Source organism: Stenotrophomonas sp. PAMC25021 (assembly GCF_004795795.1).
Lineage (GTDB): Bacteria > Pseudomonadota > Gammaproteobacteria > Xanthomonadales > Xanthomonadaceae > Stenotrophomonas > Stenotrophomonas muris.
On record NZ_CP039255.1, the window covers coordinates 1,148,845 to 1,169,034 of the forward strand.

At 65.8% G+C, this 20,190-nt stretch carries 17 protein-coding genes; 4 read left to right on the forward strand and 13 right to left on the reverse strand.

The features are described 5' to 3' along the window. Positions 1-65: 65 nt before the first annotated feature. From prpE to E5790_RS05560, 4 genes are all read right to left on the reverse strand, one after another. Positions 66-1,946, reverse strand: a complete 1,881-nt coding sequence (gene prpE, locus E5790_RS05545; RefSeq protein ID WP_111205345.1) for a propionate--CoA ligase — start codon at positions 1,944-1,946, stop codon at positions 66-68. Positions 1,947-2,656: 710 nt separating this feature from the next. Further along, a complete protein-coding gene (locus tag E5790_RS05550; protein ID WP_111206824.1) occupies positions 2,657-3,271 on the reverse strand; it encodes an RluA family pseudouridine synthase in 615 nt (204 codons plus the stop codon). A gap of 195 nt (positions 3,272-3,466) precedes the next feature. Then, a complete protein-coding gene (locus E5790_RS05555) occupies positions 3,467-4,453 on the reverse strand; it encodes a malate dehydrogenase (protein ID WP_004153634.1) in 987 nt (328 codons plus the stop codon). 118 nt (positions 4,454-4,571) lie between these two features. Next, positions 4,572-5,063 (reverse strand): peptidylprolyl isomerase, encoded by a 492-nt coding sequence (locus E5790_RS05560; RefSeq protein WP_005408225.1) that lies wholly within the window; start codon positions 5,061-5,063, stop codon positions 4,572-4,574. Between the two features lie 273 nt (positions 5,064-5,336). Between E5790_RS05560 and typA the strand changes: the two genes are divergently transcribed. The 3 genes from typA to E5790_RS05575 are packed head-to-tail and all read left to right on the forward strand — an operon-like array spanning position 5,337 to position 9,327. After that, positions 5,337-7,184, forward strand: a complete 1,848-nt coding sequence (gene typA, locus E5790_RS05565) for a translational GTPase TypA (RefSeq protein WP_046429077.1) — start codon at positions 5,337-5,339, stop codon at positions 7,182-7,184. Positions 7,185-7,195: 11 nt separating this feature from the next. Then, complete coding sequence (locus E5790_RS05570; protein WP_032955872.1) at positions 7,196-7,663, forward strand: DUF2127 domain-containing protein; 468 nt, start codon at positions 7,196-7,198, stop codon at positions 7,661-7,663. Between the two features lie 41 nt (positions 7,664-7,704). Next, positions 7,705-9,327, forward strand: coding sequence for an amidase (locus tag E5790_RS05575; protein WP_032955869.1), 1,623 nt, complete (start codon positions 7,705-7,707; stop codon positions 9,325-9,327). Between the two features lie 72 nt (positions 9,328-9,399). On the opposite strand, the gene E5790_RS05580 is transcribed toward E5790_RS05575, so the two are convergent. Together E5790_RS05580 and E5790_RS05585 are read right to left on the reverse strand one after the other, a co-directional pair. After that, the gene (locus E5790_RS05580) at positions 9,400-10,587 is read right to left on the reverse strand and encodes a mechanosensitive ion channel family protein (protein WP_169411760.1); all 1,188 of its coding nucleotides are present in this window, start codon (positions 10,585-10,587) and stop codon (positions 9,400-9,402) included. Between the two features lie 270 nt (positions 10,588-10,857). Then, on the reverse strand, positions 10,858-12,249 hold the full coding sequence (locus E5790_RS05585) for a 3-deoxy-7-phosphoheptulonate synthase class II (RefSeq protein WP_046429066.1): 1,392 nt from the start codon (positions 12,247-12,249) through the stop codon (positions 10,858-10,860). Between the two features lie 216 nt (positions 12,250-12,465). Here E5790_RS05585 and E5790_RS05590 point away from each other — a divergent pair, with 216 nt between their 5' ends. Further along, entirely contained in the window at positions 12,466-14,589 is a 2,124-nt protein-coding gene (locus E5790_RS05590) for a TonB-dependent receptor (RefSeq protein ID WP_111206822.1), read from the forward strand. A 104-nt stretch (positions 14,590-14,693) separates the two neighbouring features. On the opposite strand, the gene E5790_RS05595 is transcribed toward E5790_RS05590, so the two are convergent. The 7 genes from E5790_RS05595 to secY all read right to left on the reverse strand — a co-directional run bounded on the left by E5790_RS05595 (position 14,694) and on the right by secY (position 20,188). Then, positions 14,694-15,200: a disulfide bond formation protein B gene (locus tag E5790_RS05595; protein WP_005415421.1), complete on the reverse strand. Its 507-nt coding sequence runs from the start codon at positions 15,198-15,200 to the stop codon at positions 14,694-14,696. 242 nt (positions 15,201-15,442) lie between these two features. Then, positions 15,443-15,826 (reverse strand): 50S ribosomal protein L17, encoded by a 384-nt coding sequence (gene rplQ / locus E5790_RS05600; protein WP_005408217.1) that lies wholly within the window; start codon positions 15,824-15,826, stop codon positions 15,443-15,445. A 190-nt stretch (positions 15,827-16,016) separates the two neighbouring features. Next, positions 16,017-17,015: a DNA-directed RNA polymerase subunit alpha gene (rpoA, locus tag E5790_RS05605; protein ID WP_005408216.1), complete on the reverse strand. Its 999-nt coding sequence runs from the start codon at positions 17,013-17,015 to the stop codon at positions 16,017-16,019. A gap of 55 nt (positions 17,016-17,070) precedes the next feature. Next, entirely contained in the window at positions 17,071-17,700 is a 630-nt protein-coding gene (rpsD, locus tag E5790_RS05610; protein ID WP_004145446.1) for a 30S ribosomal protein S4, read from the reverse strand. 15 nt (positions 17,701-17,715) lie between these two features. Beyond that, a complete protein-coding gene (gene rpsK / locus E5790_RS05615) occupies positions 17,716-18,105 on the reverse strand; it encodes a 30S ribosomal protein S11 (RefSeq protein ID WP_004145443.1) in 390 nt (129 codons plus the stop codon). 11 nt (positions 18,106-18,116) lie between these two features. Further along, positions 18,117-18,473: a 30S ribosomal protein S13 gene (gene rpsM, locus E5790_RS05620; RefSeq protein WP_004154500.1), complete on the reverse strand. Its 357-nt coding sequence runs from the start codon at positions 18,471-18,473 to the stop codon at positions 18,117-18,119. A gap of 347 nt (positions 18,474-18,820) precedes the next feature. Further along, positions 18,821-20,188: a preprotein translocase subunit SecY gene (secY, locus tag E5790_RS05625; protein ID WP_005415420.1), complete on the reverse strand. Its 1,368-nt coding sequence runs from the start codon at positions 20,186-20,188 to the stop codon at positions 18,821-18,823. Positions 20,189-20,190 lie beyond the last annotated feature (2 nt).

Below are 20,190 nucleotides of genomic sequence, written 5' to 3' on the forward strand. Positions count from 1 at the left end.
TGCCGGCCGCTGGCCGGCAACCTCGGGGTGGATGGGGGTGCCGGCCAGTGGCCGGCACGACCGGATCAACGGCCCAGCGCCCGGCGGATCTCCTCCAGCGCGCCGGGGTCGTCCAGCGTCGACAGGTCACCCGGGTCGCGCTGCTCGGCCAGCGCCTGCAACGAGCGCCGCAGCAGCTTGCCCGAACGGGTCTTGGGCAGCGCGTTGACCACGTGCACGTGCGCCGGGCGGGCCACTGCGCCGAGCGAGGTGGTCACCGTGGCCATCATCTCGGCCACCACTTGCGCCGGATCCTCGCCATCCAGGCCCTGCTTGAGGGTGACGAACACCAGCGGCACCTGCCCCTTCAATTCGTCCTTGACCCCGATCACGGCAGCCTCGGCCACGCGCGGGTGGCTCGAAATGGCCTCTTCGATCTCGCGCGTGCCCAGCCGGTGCCCGGCCACGTTGATCACATCATCGGTACGGCCGAGGATGAAGGTGTAGCCATCGGCGTCGCGGATTGCCCAGTCCAGCGAGCTGTACAGCAGTTCCTTGAAGTGGCTGAAGTAGCTCTGCAGGAAACGGTTGTCGTCGTTCCACACCGTGCTCATGCAGCCCGGCGGCAACGGTGGCGACACCACCAGCACCCCCTTCTGCCCCGGTGCGACTTCCTCGCCGGTGTTCTCGTCGATCACCTTCATCCGGTAGCCGAGGTTGGGGAAGCCCGGCGAACCGAAGCGCACCGGCTTCATCTCCAGGCCCGGCAGCAGGGTCAGCGCCGGCCAGCCGGTCTCGGTCTGCCAGTAGTTGTCGATGATCGGCTTGCCGAGCGCTTCGCTGATCCAGTGCGCGGTCGGTTCGTCCAGCGGCTCGCCGGCCAGGAACAGGTATTTCAGCGCGCGCAGGTCGTGGCGATGGATGAAGTCCGCATCGTGCTTCTTCAGCACGCGGATGGCAGTGGGGGACGAGAACATCGTGCGCACGTTGTACTGCTCGCACAGCGCCCACCAGATGCCCGGGTCCGGGTTGGTCGGCAGCCCTTCGTACAGCAGCGAGGTGCAGCCGCCGATCAGCGGGCCGTACACATTGTAGGAATGGCCTACCGCCCAGCCGACATCGGAAGTGGAGAACATCACCTGCCCCGGCCTGCAGTCGAACACGGTTTCCATCGACTGTGCCATCGCCACCGCGTAGCCGCCGACATCGCGCTGCACGCCCTTCGGCTTGCCGGTGGTGCCCGAGGTATACAACAGGTAGCTCGGCTCGCTCGATTCCAGCCACTGCACCGGCACGTCGACCTCACCGATCTGCGCACGCAGCGCGGCGTACTCCACATCGCGGCCCGGCACGCGTGGTTCGGCGGCATCCAGTCCGCGCGACACGATCAGCACGTGCGGCGGTGGCGACGTGGCTTCGGCGCAGGCTGCATCGACCATCGGCTTGTACGGAATCAGCTTGCCACCGCGCATGCCGGCATCGGCGGCGATCAGCAGCTTCGGCTTGGCATCGTCGATGCGCAGCGCCAGGTTGTGCGCGGCGAAGCCACCGAACACCACCGAATGCACCGCACCGATGCGCGCGCAGGCCAGCATCGCGAACACGGCTTCGGCCATGTTCGGCATGTAGATCACCACACGGTCACCGTGACCGACGCCGAGGTGCTTGAGCACGGCAGCGAAGTCGTTCACTTCCCGATACAGCTGGCGATAGGTGATCTCGCGGGTGCTGCTGGTCTCGGTGGAAATGGCAACCAGCGCGAGCTGGTCGGCGCGCTCGGCCAGATGGCGGTCGACGGCGTTGTAGCAGAGATTGGTTTCACCGCCGACAAACCAGCGCCGGAACGGCGGGTTGCTGTAGTCGAGTACCTGCTGCGGCGGTTTGTGCCAATGGATGCGCTTGGCTTCCTCGCCCCAGAAGGCCTCCGGCGCGTCGATCGAGCGACGGTAGGTTTCCTCGTAGTTCATGACGCAGCCCTCCCAGACAAAGTCATGGGTTCGAGGATAGTCCGGCGCTGCCGCGCGGGCCGCCCTACCTTGGTAGGGGGTGGGGTTTTCATGCAGGGCTGCGCCCTGCACCCGCGGTAGTGCCGGCCGCTGGCCGGCAACCTCAGAAGCAACAGCCGAAGCAACAGCGGGTTTCCCGTGGGATGGCGAGGTGGGTCCGGTTGCGGGGGACACCGTGAATCCGACCATGGAGGCTCGGTCGCCGCATCCATGCGGCTCACACCCCCGCAACCGGACCCACCCCGCCTTCGACAGACTTCCGCGATCTGTCGGAGCACGGGGTCGGATCCCCAGATTCAATATTCAATTCGATATCTGACAGAAAAATCGTGTCGACCAAGGTCGACACCTACCAAGACCAACAGCGACAGCCGTTACCAACCGCCGCACAAATCTGTCGGGGGTGGGGCGGTGTGGGTTGGCAGGACCGTTGGCGCCATGGATGGCGCCATCGAGCCCCCATGGGTGAGGGCGCTTTGCTTGCGAAGCACTGCTTTGCAAGCGCCCGAACGCACAGCCGCCAGCGGCTGGGCCGGCCCCCGGAGGGGGGGTTACGGCGTGTCCTGCCAACCCACACCGCCCCGCCCAGCAAGCAGAAGACCAGAGCCACCTTGGCCTTTGACGTTGCTCCGGTTCGTAGCAGGTGCAGGGCTGCAAGCCCTGCCGAACCCCTAGAACGGAGTGGCGGACTCGAACGCGAGCGCCTCGCCCGTCACCGGGTGGGTGAACCGCAGGCTGCGCGCATGCAGATGCACGCGCTGCGCAGGCGCGGCGTCATAAAGCACATCGCCAACGATGGGATGGCCGAGACTGGCCATGTGCAGGCGCAGTTGATGGCTGCGGCCAGTAACCGGCTCCAGCGCCACGCGCGTGCGCTGCGCTTCGGCATCACGCCCCATTACGCGCCAGCGCGTCAGCGCCGGCTTGCCGCGTTCGTGATCGATCATCTGCTTCGGCCGGTTTGGCCAGTCCACGATCAGTGGCAGGTCCACGTCGCCGGCATCGCCTTCAAGCAGCCCCTCCACGATCGCTTCATAACGCTTGCCGACCTGGCGCTGCTCGAACTGCATCGACAACGCCACCTGCATGTCCTTGCCGCGCGCATGCAGCAGCAGGCCGGAGGTCACCTGGTCCAGGCGGTGCACGGTCAACGCATCCGGGTACAGCGCCTGCAGGCGCGCGACCACGCAATCCTGGTTCTCGGCGCCGCGGCCGGGCACGGACAGCAGGCCGGCCGGCTTCTCGGCCACCAGCAGCGCGTCGTCGATGTAATGCAGGTGGATCATGCGGCTCCGTATCCGTCCAAACAGAAACGGGGAAGCCGAAGCTTCCCCGTTCTGCGTACCGACCAACGGTCGGTACCTACCTTGATGGAAATGTACCGACCAATGGTCGGTACCTACCTCGATGGGAATGTACCGACCAGCGGTCGACACCTACCTTGATGAAAGAGGTACCGGCTCGAGCCGGTACCGCCTGCATCAGCCCAGCAGGTGGGCAACGCCGGCGCGCTCTTCTTCCAGCTCGGCCAGGGTCTTGTCGATGTACTTCTGGCTGAAGTCGTCGATCGGCAGATCCTTCACCAGGGTGTACTTGCCGTTCTCGGTGGTCACTGCGAAGCCGAAGATCACGCCTTCCGGAATGCCGTAGGAACCGTCGGACGGCACGCCCATGGTGACCCACTTGCCGTTGCTGCCCAGCACCCAGTCACGAACGTGGTCGATGGCAGCGTTGGCGGCCGAAGCGGCCGAAGACGAGCCACGGGCTTCGATGATCGCCGCGCCGCGCTTGCCCACGGTCGGGATGAAGGTGTTGGCGTTCCATTCCTGGTCGTTGATCGCATCGGCGATCGACGCGCCATCGGCGGTGGCGAAACGGTAGTCCGGGTACATGGTCGGGCTGTGGTTGCCCCACACGACCAGCTTCTCCATGCCACCGACCGGCTTGCCGAGCTTGGTCGACAGCTGGCTCAGCGCACGGTTGTGGTCCAGGCGCAGCATGGCGGTGAAGTTTTCCGGCTTCAGGTCCGGGGCCGACTTCATGGCGATGTAGGCATTGGTGTTGGCCGGGTTGCCGACCACCAGCACCTTCACGTCACGGCTGGCGACCTTGTTCAGCGCCGCGCCCTGGGCGGTGAAGATCTTGGCGTTTTCCAGCAGCAGGTCCTTGCGCTCCATGCCCGGGCCACGCGGACGTGCGCCAACCAGCAGGGCGATGTCGGCGTCCTTGAACGCGACTTCGGCATCATCGGTGCCGACCATGCCGGCCAGCAGCGGGAAGGCGCAGTCTTCCAGCTCCATCATCACGCCCTTCAGGGCGGCCTGGGCCTTGTCGACCGGCAGTTCCAGCAGCTGCAGGATGACCGGCTGGTCCTTGCCCAGCATTTCGCCGGAGGCGATGCGGAACAGCAGGGCATAACCGATCTGGCCGGCGGCGCCGGTCACGGCAACACGAACGGGTGCTTTCATGGGGGTTTCCTCTTGCTTGCAAGCGTTTGATGGGACGCCGCGGGCAGAGCCACGCAGGCCTGGCGGGCGGCGGGGAACAGGGAAACGGCCACCCGTGGGTGGCCGTTTCGAAGGGGGATCAGGCGGCGAGGTGCTTGTTCCACTCCGCGACGCGGTCGGCCTGGGCGGCCAGCACGGCGTCGACGTCGCCTTCCAGGGTAATCGAATGGATCACGTCGCCCTGCTTGACCGAATCGACGATCGCCTGGCCTTCCAGGACCTTGCCGAAGACGGTGTGGCGGCCGTCCAGCCAATCGGTCTTGATGTGGGTGATGAAGAACTGGCTGCCGTTGGTGTTCGGGCCGGCGTTGGCCATCGACAGCGAGCCGACCTCGTGCTTCACGCCATTCTTCTCGTCTTCGAACTTGTAGCCCGGGCCGCCGGTGCCACGACCCTGCGGGCAGCCGCCCTGGATCATGAAGTCGGCGATAACGCGGTGGAAGATCAGGCCGTCATAGAAGCCGTGCTTGACCAGGTTCACGAAGTTGGCCACGGTCAGCGGTGCCTTGTCGGCGAACAGCTCGACCTTGATCGGGCCCTGGGTGGTGTCGAAAGTGGCGATGAGGGACATGAAGATCCTTGATGCAAAGGGGAATGCGTCTAGCCACCTAGTTTACACCCGCCTCGTGTCGGCGGCGGCTTCGACCATTGGTGAAGCGCCCCGCTTCAGCCCCCGGACGGGGAGCCGCGCAGCCGGGTCCTGGCGGCCCCGGCCGAGGCGGCGGATGCCCAGCTGAATGGGCCCCGTGACAGGCGTGAAATCCACCTTTTCGCGAATCGTCAAGTTCGACGTATAATGTTGGACTTCTTTTTCCAAATCCGGCGCCGACTGGCCCCCTTTCGTATGTCCATCGAAAATCTTCGCAACATCGCCATCGTCGCCCACGTCGACCATGGCAAGACCACCCTGGTCGACCAGCTGCTGAAGCAGTCCGGCACCCTGTCCGAGCGTACCGTCCTCGCCGAGCGCGTGATGGACAGCAACGACCAGGAAAAGGAACGCGGCATCACCATCCTGGCCAAGAACACCGCCATCACCTGGGAAGACAAGAAGACCGGCATCAAGAACCGGATCAACATCGTCGACACCCCCGGCCACGCCGACTTCGGTGGTGAGGTCGAGCGCGTGCTGTCGATGGTCGACACCGTGCTGATCCTGGTCGATGCGATGGACGGCCCGATGCCGCAGACCCGCTTCGTCACCCAGAAGGCCTTCGCGATGGGCTTCAAGCCGATCGTCGTGGTCAACAAGATCGACCGTCCGGGCGCGCGTCCGGAATGGGTGATCGACCAGGTCTTCGACCTGTTCGACAAGCTCGGCGCCACCAATGAGCAGCTGGACTTCCCGATCGTCTACGCCTCGGCCCTGAACGGCTACGCCGGCCTGGAAGACACCGTGCGCGACGGCGACATGACCCCGCTGTACGAAGCGATCATGCAGCACGCCCCGCGTCCGGAAGTGGACCCGGAAGGCCCGTTCCAGATGCGCATCAGCCAGCTGGACTACAACAACTTCGTGGGCGTGATCGGCATCGGCCGCATCCAGCGCGGCACCCTGAAGAAGAACATGCAGGTCGCCGTCATCGACCGTGAAGGAAAGAAGCGCAACGGCAAGGTCGCCCAGGTGCTGGGCTTCCTGGGCCTGGAGCGCATCGAGCAGGAGACGGCCGAGGCCGGTGACATCGTGGCCATCTCCGGCATTCCGGAGCTGACCATCTCCGACACCCTGTGCCACCCGGATACCCCCGAAGCCCTGCCGGCGCTGACCGTCGACGAGCCGACCATCTCGATGACCTTCCAGGTCAACAACTCGCCGTTCGCCGGCAACAAGGACCTGTCCGGTGGCAAGTTCCTGACCAGCCGCCAGATCAAGGACCGCCTGGACCGCGAGCAGGTCCACAACGTGGCACTGAAGGTCGAACAGCTGGAAGACGCCGACAAGTTCCTGGTCTCCGGCCGCGGCGAACTGCACCTGTCGGTGCTGATCGAGAACATGCGCCGTGAAGGCTACGAGCTGGCGGTGTCGCGCCCGGAAGTGATCATCAAGGAAATCGACGGCCAGATGATGGAGCCGATCGAGCAGCTGGTGGTGGACATCGAAGAAATCCACCAGGGCGGCGTGATGGAAAAGCTGGGTACCCGCAAGGGCCAGCTGAAGAACATGGAACCGGACGGCAAGGGCCGTGTGCGCCTGGAATACCAGATCCCGGCCCGTGGCCTGATCGGTTTCCAGAACGAGTTCAAGACCCTGACCCAGGGTTCGGGCCTGCTGTTCCACGTGTTCGACCATTACGGTCCGAAGGAACAGGGCGCGATCGCCAAGCGCATCAACGGCGTGATGATCGCCAATGCGCCGGGCGTCACTCCCGCCTACTCGCTGGGTCCGCTGCAGGAGCGCGGCAAGCTCTTCGCTGCCGAAGGCGACAACGTGTATGAAGGCCAGCTGGTCGGCATCCACTCCAAGGACAATGATCTGACCGTCAACGCGATCAAGACCAAGCCGCTGACCAACATGCGCGCTTCGGGCAAGGACGACGCGATCCAGCTGACCCCGGCGATCAAGTACTCGCTGGAACAGGCCCTGGACTTCATCGAAGACGACGAGCTGGTCGAGATCACCCCCAAGGAGATCCGTCTGCGCAAGAAGTTCCTGACCGAAAGCGACCGCAAGAAGGCTTCGCGCGGCGGCTGAGCCAGCACCCCGTGGACCAGAGCGGCTACAACCCGGATCCGCACCGGCATCCGGGCCTCCACGTCATCGCCCTGCTCGAAGCGAGCAAGGCGATGCTGGCGCTGTTGGCCGCCACCGGGCTGGAAGTGCTCGGACCGCAGCCGCTGCGGCACGGCATCATGGTCCTGATCCGGCGTTTCAGCCTGGATCCGGACCATGGCACCCTTCCCTCGCTGCTGCACATGATCAGCCCCGACGCGGTGCACCTGGCCGCGGCGGGGATGATCGGCTACGGCCTGCTGCACCTGGTCGAAGCCTGGGGCCTGTGGCGGGCCAAGGCCTGGGCCTCCTGGCTGGGCTGCCTGACCGCCTCCCTGTACCTGCCTTTCGACATCTTCGCGATCATTCGCCATCCCGGCTGGCCATCGTGGACGATCCTGGCGATCAACCTGATCGTGGTCTACGTCCTCGCCCGCGACCTGCGCAAGCGCCACCGCTGAGCACCGGCTACACTGGGGATTGGAGCCGACCAAGCCGCCCCATGCGCCCGTCCTTGCCGCCTCTGCTGACCTGCCTGCTTGCCGCGCTGCCTGCGCTGCTTTCGGCTGGCTGCAGCCCGGCCGCGTCCAGCGCGCATGCGGCCGAACCCGCGAGCCGCAACGTGCCGTTCCCGTACGCCGAAACCGATGTCACCGACCTGCAGGCGCGGATGAGCGCCGGTGAGCTGGACAGCACCACCCTGACCCAGGCCTACCTGCAGCGCATCGCCACCCTGGACCGCACCGGGCCGCGCCTGCGCGCGGTGATCGAGCTCAACCCGGATGCACTGAAGGAAGCCGCTGCGCGCGACCGCGAGCGCCGTGATGGACGCCTGCGCGGCCCGCTGCACGGCATTCCGGTACTGCTGAAGGACAACATCAACGCCGCCCCGATGGCCACCAGCGCCGGCTCGCTGGCCCTGCAGGGGTTCCGCCCGGACGACGCCTACCTGGTGCGCCGGCTGCGCGACGCCGGCGCGGTGGTGCTGGGCAAGACCAATCTCAGCGAGTGGGCCAATTTCCGCGGCAACGATTCGGTGTCCGGCTGGAGCGCACGCGGCGGCCAGACCCGCAATCCCTATCGCCTCAGCCACTCGCCCTGCGGCTCCAGCAGCGGCAGCGCGGTGGCGGTCGCCGCCAACCTGGCCAGCGTGGCGATCGGCACCGAAACCGACGGCAGCATCGTCTGCCCTGCGGCGGTCAATGGCATCGTCGGCCTCAAGCCGACCGTCGGCCTGGTCAGCCGCGAGGGCATCATCCCGATTTCCTTCAGCCAGGACACCGCAGGACCGATGACCCGCAGCGTCGCCGACGCTGCAGCCGTGCTGACCGCTATCGCCGGCCGCGACGATGCCGACCCGGCCACGGCGACCATGCCTGGCCGCGCGGTGTACGACTACACCGCGCGCCTGGACCCGCAGGGCCTGCGTGGCAAGCGCATCGGCCTGCTGCAGACACCGCTGCTGAAATACCGCGGCATGCCGCCGCTGATCGAACAGGCGGCCACCGAGCTGCGCCGGGCGGGTGCCTTCGTGGTGCCGGTGGAGCTGCCCAACCAGGGCGCCTGGGCCGAGGCGGAACGCACGGTGCTGCTGTACGAATTCAAGGCCGGGCTGGAGCGCTACTTCAGCACCCATCGCGCGCCACTACGCAGCCTGGCCGACCTGATCGCCTTCAACCAGGCGCACAGCAAGCAGGAGCTGGGCCTGTTCGGCCAGGAACTGCTGGTGGCGGCCGACGCTACCGCCGGCCTGGCCGACCCCGCCTATATCCGTGCACGCAGCGATGCGCGCCGGCTGGCCGGCGCGGAAGGCATCGACGCCGCCCTCGCCGCCCACCAGCTCGATGCCCTGGTGGCGCCGACCACCGGTGTGGCGTGGCCGATCCGCAGCGAAGGCGACGACTTCCCCGGCGAGAGCTACAGCGCCGCCGCCGTCGCCGGCTATCCCAGCCTCAGCGTGCCGATGGGCCAGATCAATGGCCTGCCGGTCGGCCTGCTGTTCATGGGCACCGCCTGGAGCGAACCGAAGCTGATCGAAATGGCCTACGCTTACGAACAGCGCACCCGCGCGCGACGCCCGCCGCACTTCGACACCGACACCCTGATCGACGCCGGCGAGCCGTGATCGTGTTTCTGTAGAGCCGAGCCCACGCTCGGCTTCAACGGAAAATCGAAAGCAGCCGAGCATGGCTCGGCTCTACAGCGGCTGGTCGGGCTCCACCGGCACGATCGCCGCCTCACCGTCTTCAGCCCCCGGCGAACGCACATCCGCAGTGCGCGCACGTGGACCGCGCGGCATGTCCAGTTCGTCTGCATGCTGCAGCCGCGCACGCACCTGCGGCAGCGACTGCGGATGCTCGCGCGCGAGGAAATCGAGCATGCGTTCGCGCACCAGGCAGCGCAGATCGAAGGCATCACCGGAGCTGCGCGCACTGACCAGCAGGCGCACCTGGATCGCGCGCTCGCTGGTCTCGGTCACCTGGGTCACGCAGACCCTGCCATCCCACAGCGCTTCACCGCGGCAGATGCGTTCCAGCTCGGCACGGATCGCTGCCACCGGGGCACGATAGTCCAGCCACAGGAACGCGGTGCCGAGCAGGTCGGCGCTGCGCCGCGTCCAGTTCTGGAAGGGGTTCTCGATGAACCAGGTCAGCGGCACCACCATTCGCCGCTCATCCCAGATGCGCACCACCACATAGCTGCTGCCGATCTCCTCGATGCGCCCCCACTCGCCTTCGACGATCACCACATCATCCAGCCGGATCGGCTGCGTCACTGCGATCTGCAGGCCGGCGATCAGATTGCCGAACACGGGCTTTGCGGCGATACCGGCCACCAGGCCGATCAGGCCCGCCGAGGCCAGAAGCGCGGTGCCGATCTTCTGCACCATCGGGAAGGTCAGCAGCACCAGCGATGCGCCCAGCACGATGATGCCGCCCATCAGCACACGGCTGAGCACCCGCGTCTGGGTCTGGATGCGGCGCGCTTCCAGGTTGTCGGAGACATCGATGGGATGGCTGCGCAGGATGGCACGTTCGCCCGCCGCCACCGCCCGCACCAGCAGCCAGATGAAGCACGCGGTCAGCGCGATATGCAGCACCCGTTGCAGGTTGCCCAGAACGGGATCCTGCAGCGGCGTGGCCTGCAATGCAGGGATCAACAGCAGCAGCGGCCATGCGGTGGCCATCGGCAGCCCGAGCACACGCCCGATACGCGCGCGCCGACGATCGCGGCCCTTCAGCCGATGGTAGATCCACAGGATCAGCCACGCGCCGATGCCGCCCACCACTACGGCCAATCCCAACGGCCATGCGTATGCCTGTGCGCTTTGCCAGTGCACCGTTGCCACCTCCACTCGAACAGCCAAGTGGACAGACTCGCGCATGGCGCATGAGCGCCACGTCAGTCGTTCGTAAGCAGCGTGTTGGTCGGCAGGGCTTGCAGCCCTGTACCTGCGGTAGTGCCGGCCGCTGGCCGGCAACCTCAACAGCAACAGCAACAGCGTGCATTCCGAGGGATGGCGGGGCCGGTCCGGTTGCGGGAGACGCCGTGCCCACATCGCCCCGCCATCCCACGGAATGCATGCTGTTGCCGTTGCTTGGGCCGTTGCCGTTGCGTCAGCAGGTGCAGGGCTGCAAGCCCTGCCGCAACGCCCTTACCGCACCTGCTCCTGCTTGCGCACGATCGCCATCGCGATCTCCAGCGACTGCTCGTAGTTCAAACGCGGGTCCACCGTCGAACGATACGCACGTTCCAGGTCGCGCTCGGTCAGTTCGCGCGCGCCACCGGTGCATTCGGTCACGTCTTCGCCGGTCAGTTCCAGGTGCACACCGCCCAGTCGCGTGCCTGCGGCCGCATGCAGATCGAACGACATCTCCACTTCGCCACGCACGTTGTCGAAGCGGCGCGTCTTGAAGCCATTGGCGGTGCTTTCGGTGTTGCCATGCATCGCGTCACACACCCACAGCACGCGACGGCCATCGCGCTTGACCGCATCCAGCAGCGGCGGCAGCTTCTCGGCAATCTGCGCTGCCCCCATGCGGTGGATGAAGCTCAGTCGCCCTGGCTCGTCATGCGGGTTGAGCACATCGATCAGGCGCAGCAGCTGGTCCGGCGTCACCGACGGGCCGACCTTGATCGCAATCGGATTGCGCACGCCACGCAGGTATTCCACGTGCGCGCCGTCAAGCGCGGCGGTGCGCATGCCGATCCACGGGTAATGCGTGCTCAGGTTCAACCAGCCCTGCTGGCGCGGCACCTGCCGGGTCAGCGCCTGCTCGTAGGGCAGCAGCAGCGCTTCATGCGAGGTGTAGAAGTCGATGCGGTTGAGGTTGTGCACGCGGGCCCCGGCCAGGGTTTCCATGAAGTGCACCGCATCACCGATCGACGCCACCATCTTCTGGTACTCGGCGGCCAGCGGCGAATGCCGCACCCACTCCAGGTTCCAGTACTCCGGATGATGCAGGTCGGCGAAGCCGCCATCGATCAGCGCACGCACGAAGTTCATGGTCATCGCCGAATGCGCATGCGCCTGCAGCATCCGCTTCGGATCCGGCAGGCGCGCCGCCTCGGTGAACGCCGGCGCATTGATCACATCGCCGCGGTAGCTGGGCAGGGTCACGCCGTCGCGGGTCTCGGTATCGGCCGAACGCGGCTTGGCGTACTGGCCGGCAAAGCGCCCGACGCGGATCACCGGCTGGCGAAGGCCATGCACCAGCACCAGGCTCATCTGCAGCAGCACTTTCAACCGGTTGGAAATCGTGCCCGATTCGCAGTCGCTGAAGTTCTCGGCGCAGTCGCCGCCCTGCAGCAGGAAACGCTTGCCTTCCTGGGCCTCGGCCAACTGTTGCTTCAGCGCCAGGATCTCCCACGAGGTGACCAGCGGCGGTAGCCGCTTCAGTTCGTGCAGGGCGGCGTCCAGCGCCACCGGGTCCGGGTAGGTCGGCATCTGCAGCGCGGTCTTGCCGCGCCAGCTCTCCGGCGACCAGGCAGCGCCAGCGGCGGTCGCGGCAGGATCGAGGACGGGCGGAACGGCGGACAGGCTCATTGCAGACTTCCGGGGAGGGGGGCGGTCATGGTCGCAGAGCCAGCCGCTGGCGCAAAGGGCTGGGCACGCCCTGCACATGACTGAACGCCGGGGAAAGGGCATCGCGATCGGCCAGAAACCGCATGGTCACGGCCGCCCGGACAGGCGCATGATTCGCCACGCACTGTTACGAAGTAACACTCCGTCCCCGTCGGCCCCTTCCACAGCCTATCTGCCATGAAGCCCTCCCTGCTCGCTACCGGCATTACCTTCGCCCTGACCCTGGCCAGTCTGCCCACCCTCGCTATGGCCGCCGATGCCGCCGCTCCCGTGAAGGACCTCGACACGGTCACTGTCAGCGCCCAGCTCGACCAGGCCCGCAATGCGCTGTCGCCGGACATCGGCAGCAGCCAGTACCAGATCACCGCCGAGGACATCCAGAAGCAGCCGCTGGGTGCCTCCGCGCCGCTCAGCCAGGTGCTGCTGCAGGCTCCGGGCGTGGTCCAGGATTCCTACGGTGGCGTGCACGTGCGCGGCGACCACGCGAACCTGCAGTACCGCATCAACGGCGTACTGCTGCCCGAATCGATCTCCGGCTTCGGCCAGACCCTGGATGCCCGCACCATCAAGAGCATCCGCCTGATGGACGGGGCGCTGCCGGCGCAGTTCGGCGAGCGCACCGCTGCGGTGGTCGACATCACCACCCGCAGCGGCGCCGAGCTCGGCAATGGCGGCAGCGCCGGTCTGACCGCAGGCTCGTTCGGCAAGATCAATCCGAATGCCTCGTGGTGGGGCAATCAAGGGCGCTGGAGCTGGTTCCTGACCGGCAACTACGACCAGAACGAGGTCGGCCTGGAGAACCCGACCCGCTCGCGCAAGCCGCTGCACGACGACACGCACCAGGGCAAAGCCTTCGCCGACCTGACCTACCTGGTCAACGAGAACACCCGCCTGAGCGTGTTCGCCGGCTTTGCCAACAATCGCTTCCAGATCCCGGTCAATCCCGGGCAGACCCCGCAGTTCGGTTACCTGGACACGACCACCTTCGACTCCAGCCAGCTGGATGAAACCCAGCGCGAGACCACCCGCTTCGGCATGCTGGTGCTGCAGGGCACGCTGGGCGGCACCGCCTACCAGCTGTCCGCCGGGCAGCGCTACAGCGACGTGGCGTTCAACCCGGATGTCATCGGCGATCTGGTATTCAGTGGCGTCGCCTCCCAGGTCCAGCGCAGCAACCGCGCCAACACGCTGCAGGCCGACCTCTCCACCCCGCTGGGCAACGACCACACGCTGCGATACGGCCTGTACGGCAACTACGAGAATGCGCGCGCCAGCAACAACAGCTGGGTGTTCCCGGTCGATGGCGCCGGCCAGCAATCCAGCACCACGCCACTGCTGATTCCAGACCGCAGCGCCTTCCACGCCAGCACGCTGGCGGTGTACGTGCAGGATGAGTGGAAGATCGGCGACGACTGGACAGTGAACTACGGCCTGCGTGGTGATCGCTACAAGGCCTTCGGCCGCACCGAGGGCCAGCTCAGCCCCCGCCTGGGCGCGGTCTGGAATGCCAGCGACAGCACCACCGTGCATGCCGGCTATTCGCGTTACTTCACGCCACCGGCCAGTGAGCTGATCGCCAGCAGCGATATCGCCCTGTACGACGGCACCACCAACCAGCAGCCGGGCGGCGGCAACAACATTCCGCTGGCCGAACGCAGCGACTACTACGACATCGGCGTCTCGCAGCAGCTGGGTGAACACCTGACCCTGGGCCTGGACGCGTACGACCGCCGCGTCGCGCGTCTGCAGGACGAAGGCCAGTTCGGCGCCGCCTACATCTACTCGACGTTCAACTACCGCCGCGGCCATATCCGTGGGCTGGAGTTCAGTGCCGACTACAGCAGCGGTCCGTTCAGCGCCTACTTCAACGCGGCGTACAACAAGGCCATCGGCACCCAGGTCATCACCAGCCAGTACAACCTCGATCCGGACGCGCTGGCCTATGTGGCCGACCACTGGATCCACCTGGACCACGACCAGAAGCTGACGTCGTCGGGGGGCTTCAGCTACGCCTTCGCCGGGCACAACCGGGTCGGTGCCAACTACGTGTTCGGCAGCGGCCTGCGTTCGGATATCGAGGGCGTGCCCAACGGCGGCGAGCTGCCGTCCTACCTGCAGGTGCACCTCAGCGCCGGGCACGATTTCAATGCCGACAGCGGCCATCCGCTGCACGTGCAGCTGGCCGTGATCAACGCATTGGATCGCAGCTACCAGCTGCGCGATGGCGGCGGTGTCGGCGTGTTCGCCCCGCAATGGGGACCGCGCCGCGGCGCCTACCTGAGCCTGCAGCAGGACTTCTGAGGAGACAGGGGTCGGATCCCTTTCCGCAGGAAAGGGCTCTGACCCCGCACCGGAAATGGGGTCAGAGCCCTTTGCGATGCAAAGGGATCCGACCCCATCCTGCTTCAGCGCTTGACCTTGCGCAGCGACACCACCAGTGCCCACAGCGCCAGCAGCACGAACCACACGCCCGACCACATCGGCATGGTCAGGCCCAGGAACGTCCAGTCGATGTTGCCGCAGTTGCCGGTACCGGTCAGCACCGTGCGGAACACTTCCAGCGGCCCCATGGTCTCGCGCAGGAAGCTCAGCGGCGGGCCACAGGTCGCGCCCATCTCCGGCGGCAGCATCTGCACGTAGACGTGGCGCGCAGCGATGCCCACGCCGACGGCCGCCGCGATGAAGGCGAGCACGCCGTAGGTGGCGCGGCCGGGACGGTTGGACGGCCCGTGCAGCGCACCGATCAGGAACAACAGGCCCAGCGCGGCAAAAGCCAGGCGCTGGAAGATGCACAGCGGGCACGGCTCCAGGCCCATCTTCAGCTGCAGGAAGATCGCGTAGCCGAGCAGGCCCGCGCAGATCAGGAAGCCCAGGAAGAACTGGGCGCGGAAGGGCCAGCGCAGTGGATTCATCGTCAACGCTCGAATGGATCAAGGCGCCAAGCGTAACCGAGAGCGCGCCCCGTTCGAACCGCCACAGGTGACGCCTGTCGGAACGGTGCGGGTCAGATCCCTTTGCGAATGCAAAGGGATCTGACCTGCGGTGCTGCCTGCTCGGGGTCAGAGCCCTTTCCTGCGGAAAGGGATCCGACCCCTGGAAACGCAAAAGCCCGGCAGGAGCCGGGCTTTCGCTGTGTCGCGTTGGAGCGGTCCGATTACTCGGCCACTTCCTCGGCCACGACCGGACGGTCAACCAGCTCGACGTAGGCCATCGGTGCGTTGTCGCCGGCGCGGAAACCGCACTTCAGCAGGCGCAGGTAGCCGCCCGGACGGTTCGCGTAGCGCGGGCCCAGGATGGTGAACAGGTTGCCCACGGCTTCGTTGTCGCGCAGGCGGGCGAAGGCCAGACGGCGGTTGGCGACCGAGTCGACCTTGGCCAGAGTGATCAGCGGCTCGGCAACGCGGCGCAGTTCCTTGGCCTTCGGCAGGGTGGTCTTGATCAGCTCGTGCTTGAACAGCGAGGCGGCCATGTTCTTGAACATCGCTTCGCGGTGCGCGCTGGTGCGGCTGAACTTACGGCCAGACTTCTGGTGACGCATGGTGATATTCCTTGGTTAATGATGCGGCTGTGTGGATCGTTGTCGCCATCCTGGCGTTACTGCGCGGACTGCGGTTGGTCCTGGCCGCCCGTCCTGGACGACCTGCCCGCGAACCTGCGGTTCGTCGTGGCATGGTGTGTTGCGTTGAAGGCTCCACCGCAAGCGGTGGAGCCTCCAGGCATTACCGATATCAGCCCAGCATGCCGTGGCTGGCGACGCCGGCCGGCGGCCAGTTCTCCAGCTTCATGCCGAGGGACAGGCCGCGCTGAGCCAGCACTTCCTTGATCTCGGTGAGCGACTTCTTGCCCAGGTTCGGGGTCTTCAGCAGCTCCACTTCGGTCTTCTGGATCAGATCGCCGATGTAGTAGATGCTTTCAGCCTTCAGGCAGTTGGCCGAACGCACGGTCAGCTCCAGATCGTCGATCGGGCGCAGCAGCACCGGATCCACGCCGTTGTTGGCCGGCTTGGCCGCACCGCGGTCGCGGTGGGTGAAGTCACCGAACACCGACAGCTGGTCGCTGAGGATGTCGGCGGCGGTGCGCACGGCTTCCTCGGCATCGATGGTGCCGTTGGTCTCGATATCGATGACCAGCTTGTCCAGGTCGGTACGCTGTTCGACACGCGCCGCTTCCACGGCGTAGGCGACACGGCGGACCGGCGAGAACGAGGCATCCAGGACCAGGCGGCCGATGGCACGGGTTTCTTCGTCCGGACGACGACGCGCGGCAGCCGGCTGGTAGCCGAAACCACGTTCGATCTTCAGACGCATGTTGATCGCCGTATCCTTGGTCAGGTGGCAGATCACATGGTCGCCGTTCAGGATCTCCACATTGTGGTCGACCTTGATGTCGGCAGCGGTGACAACGCCCGGGCCCTGCTTGGACAGGGACAGGGTGGCGCTGTCGCCGGAGTGCATACGGATGGCCACGTCCTTCAGGTTCAGCAGGACTTCGAGCACGTCCTCCTGCAGACCTTCGACCGTGGTGTACTCATGCAACACGCCGTCGATTTCGACTTCCGTGATGGCGAAGCCCGGGATGGACGACAGCAGCACGCGACGCAGGGCATTACCCAGCGTATGCCCGTAACCCCGCTCCAAAGGTTCGATAACGACCTTTGCACGGGTGTCGGTAAGGCGTTCGATCTGCGGACCGCGAGGACGCAGAACCTGGTTGGCGGTAACCGTCATGTTGCGGGTTCTCCTAGTGAACCCCCGGCCGTCGCCGGGGGCTCTCCAATGTGAATTACTTCGAATACAGCTCGACGATCAGCGCTTCGTTGATGTCCGCAGGCAGATCCGAACGATCCGGAACAGCCTTGAAGATGCCGGTGAACTTGCCGGAATCCACTTCAACCCACGACGGGCTCAGGTCATGCTGGGCGGCGACGGTCAGGGCTTCCTGGACGCGCAGCTGCTTGGCAGCCTTTTCAGACAGGGCGATGGCGTCGCCAGCCTTGACCTGGTACGAAGCCAGGTTGACCGACTTGCCATTCACGGTGACGCCGCGGTGCGACACCAGCTGACGGGCAGCCGGACGGGTCACGGCGAAGCCCATGCGGTAGACGACGTTGTCCAGGCGGGTTTCCAGCAGCTGCAGCAGGTTCTCGCCGGTGTTGCCCTTCTTGGTCGAGGCCTTCTTGTAGTAGTTGCGGAACTGACGCTCCAGCAGGCCGTAGATACGCTTGACCTTCTGCTTTTCACGCAGCTGGGTGGCGTAGTCGGACAGCTTGCCCTTGCGGGCAGTGGCGCCGTGCTGGCCGGGCTTCTGCTCCAGCTTGCACTTCGAGTCCAGCGCACGCGCCGGGCTCTTCAGGGACAGGTCGGCGCCTTCGCGGCGGGCGAGCTTACAGGTAGGACCGATATAACGAGCCATTTCTTATCGCTCCCTTTAGACGCGACGCTTCTTCGGCGGACGGCACCCGTTGTGCGGGATAGGCGTCACGTCGATGATGTTGGTGATCTTGTAGCCGACGTTGTTCAACGAACGCACGGCCGACTCACGGCCCGGACCCGGGCCCTTGATGCGGACTTCCAGCGACTTCACGCCGTAGTCCAGCGCAGCACGACCGGCCTTTTCAGCAGCCACCTGGGCAGCGAACGGGGTCGACTTGCGCGAACCGCGGAAGCCAGCGCCACCGGAGGTCGCCCACGACAGAGCATTGCCCTGGCGGTCGGTGATGGTGACGATGGTGTTGTTGAACGAAGCGTGGACGTGGGCAACGCCGTCGGTGACGACGCGCTTGATCTTCTTCTTGGTCTTAGCAGCGGGCTTAGCCATTTCTCAGTCCCTTACTTCTTGATCGCCTTGCGCGGACCCTTGCGGGTGCGGGCGTTGGTACGGGTGCGCTGGCCACGCAGCGGGAGGCCACGACGGTGACGCAGGCCGCGGTAGCAGCCCAGGTCCATCAGGCGCTTGATCGCGATACCGATTTCACGGCGCAGATCGCCTTCCACGATGTACTTGCCGACTTCGGCGCGCAGGCGCTCGATTTCCGGCTCCGACAGATCGCGGATCTTGGTGGTCGAAGCAACGCCTGCGACTTCGCAGACCTTCTTCGAACGGGTACGGCCGATGCCGTAAATGCTTTGCAACCCGACCCAGACATGCTTCTGGGCTGGCAGGTTGACGCCTGCAATACGCGCCATGACGCGGTTCTCCAGCTGAGTGATGGCCGACAGCGCGCCTCGGGCACGCCAATCCGGCAGGATGGATCAAAAAAGTGAACTAGCGATACTAACAAGGTTCCGGTTTACATGGAAGCCCGTGAAACCATTGGTTTCATGAACCCGGCCTGGGGAGTGTGCCCAGGCTCCGGCGCCGGATGGGGTTGGACCTGGGGTTTCCCCCGGGGCCGCCCGCGCTACTCCAGCGCGGGACCACCTCATCACACCCCCACCCGGAACCGCTGCGGGGGCCGCCCTTCGTTTGTGTGGCCAGAGTCCGCGAAGCGGAGGGACCATCACGTCAGGAAGACGAAAGTATAACAGGCCTATCAGCCGCGGGCAAAACCGCCGCGGTTGCCACCCTTCAGGTTGGCCTTCTTCAGCAGGCTCTCGTACTGGTGGGACATCAGGTGCGCCTGCACCTGGGCGATGAAGTCCATCACCACCACCACCACGATCAGCAGCGAAGTACCACCGAAGTAGAACGAGGCGTTCAGCTGCGTGCGCATCAGTTCCGGCAGCAGGCAGACGATCACCAGGTACGCCGAGCCGGCCGCGGTCAGGCGGGTCAGCACGCCGTCGATGTAGTCGGCGGTCGCCTTGCCCGGACGGATGCCCGGAATCAGCGCACCGGACTTCTTCAGGTTGTCGGCGGTTTCCTGCGAGTTGAACACCAGCGCGGTATAGAAGAACGCGAAACCGGTGATCAGCGCAGCGAACACGATCATGTGCAGCGGCTCGCCCGGGCCCAGGGCGTTGGCGACCTTCTGCAGGACCTGGCCGAAGCTGCTCTGGTTGGCGGCCTGGCCGGACCACATGGCCAGGGTGGCCGGGAAGGCCAGCAGGCTCGAGGCAAAGATCGCCGGGATGACGCCGGCCATGTTGAGCTTCAGCGGCAGGAACGAGGTCTGGTTCATGTACGCGTTGCGACCACCCTGGCGGCGCGCGTAATTGACCGTGATCCGGCGCTGGCCACGCTCGACGAACACCACGAAGAAGGTGAAGGCGAGCACGACGATGGCGATCAGCAGCAGCTGGATGAACTGGATGTTGCCGTCGCGGTAGGCATCGAAGGTGTGGATGACCGCACCCGGCAGGCCCGCCACGATACCGGCGAAGATGATCAGCGACACGCCGTTGCCGATGCCGCGCTCGGTGACCTGCTCACCGACCCACATCAGGAACATGGTGCCGGCGGTCAGTGCGACCACGGCAGTGAGCACGAAGCCCATGCCCGGCGCATAGACGACCGGAGCGCCCGACGGCGAGACCTGGCCCTGCAGGGCCAGCGCGATCGAGCCGCCCTGCACCACTGCCAGCAGCACGGCGCCGATGCGCGAATACTGGGTGATCTTGCGGCGGCCGGACTCACCTTCCTTCTGCATCGCCTTCAGGGCGGGGAAGATGTGCACGGCCAGCTGCATCACGATCGATGCCGAGATGTACGGCATCACGTTCAGCGCGAAGATGCTGAAACGGTGCAGGGCGCCGCCCGAGAACATGTTGAACATGTCCACGATGCCGCCGCCCTGCTGTTGCATCATGGCAAGCATGGCATCGGGATTGACGCCCGGCACCGGCACGTAGCAGCCGATGCGATAGACGATCAAAGCCCCGACGACGAACAGCAAACGTTGGCGAAGTTCAGTGAACTTGCCCATTCCGCCCGCGAGGTTACCGATGCCAGCTTGCGCCATGA

What these genes read in the sequence shown, in the direction of transcription:
- prpE (WP_111205345.1), bottom strand. Translation starts at nt 1,946, where the DNA reads ATGAACTACGAGGAAACCTACCGTCGCTCGATCGACGCGCCGGAGGCC.
- E5790_RS05550 (WP_111206824.1), bottom strand. Translation starts at nt 3,271, where the DNA reads ATGATCCACCTGCATTACATCGACGACGCGCTGCTGGTGGCCGAGAAG.
- E5790_RS05555 (WP_004153634.1), bottom strand. Translation starts at nt 4,453, where the DNA reads ATGAAAGCACCCGTTCGTGTTGCCGTGACCGGCGCCGCCGGCCAGATC.
- E5790_RS05560 (WP_005408225.1), bottom strand. Translation starts at nt 5,063, where the DNA reads ATGTCCCTCATCGCCACTTTCGACACCACCCAGGGCCCGATCAAGGTC.
- typA (WP_046429077.1), top strand. Translation starts at nt 5,337, where the DNA reads ATGTCCATCGAAAATCTTCGCAACATCGCCATCGTCGCCCACGTCGAC.
- E5790_RS05575 (WP_032955869.1), top strand. Translation starts at nt 7,705, where the DNA reads ATGCGCCCGTCCTTGCCGCCTCTGCTGACCTGCCTGCTTGCCGCGCTG.
- E5790_RS05580 (WP_169411760.1), bottom strand. Translation starts at nt 10,587, where the DNA reads ATGCGCGAGTCTGTCCACTTGGCTGTTCGAGTGGAGGTGGCAACGGTG.
- E5790_RS05585 (WP_046429066.1), bottom strand. Translation starts at nt 12,249, where the DNA reads ATGAGCCTGTCCGCCGTTCCGCCCGTCCTCGATCCTGCCGCGACCGCC.
- E5790_RS05590 (WP_111206822.1), top strand. Translation starts at nt 12,466, where the DNA reads ATGAAGCCCTCCCTGCTCGCTACCGGCATTACCTTCGCCCTGACCCTG.
- E5790_RS05595 (WP_005415421.1), bottom strand. Translation starts at nt 15,200, where the DNA reads ATGAATCCACTGCGCTGGCCCTTCCGCGCCCAGTTCTTCCTGGGCTTC.
- rplQ (WP_005408217.1), bottom strand. Translation starts at nt 15,826, where the DNA reads ATGCGTCACCAGAAGTCTGGCCGTAAGTTCAGCCGCACCAGCGCGCAC.
- rpoA (WP_005408216.1), bottom strand. Translation starts at nt 17,015, where the DNA reads ATGACGGTTACCGCCAACCAGGTTCTGCGTCCTCGCGGTCCGCAGATC.
- rpsD (WP_004145446.1), bottom strand. Translation starts at nt 17,700, where the DNA reads ATGGCTCGTTATATCGGTCCTACCTGTAAGCTCGCCCGCCGCGAAGGC.
- rpsK (WP_004145443.1), bottom strand. Translation starts at nt 18,105, where the DNA reads ATGGCTAAGCCCGCTGCTAAGACCAAGAAGAAGATCAAGCGCGTCGTC.
- rpsM (WP_004154500.1), bottom strand. Translation starts at nt 18,473, where the DNA reads ATGGCGCGTATTGCAGGCGTCAACCTGCCAGCCCAGAAGCATGTCTGG.
- secY (WP_005415420.1), bottom strand. Translation starts at nt 20,188, where the DNA reads ATGGCGCAAGCTGGCATCGGTAACCTCGCGGGCGGAATGGGCAAGTTC.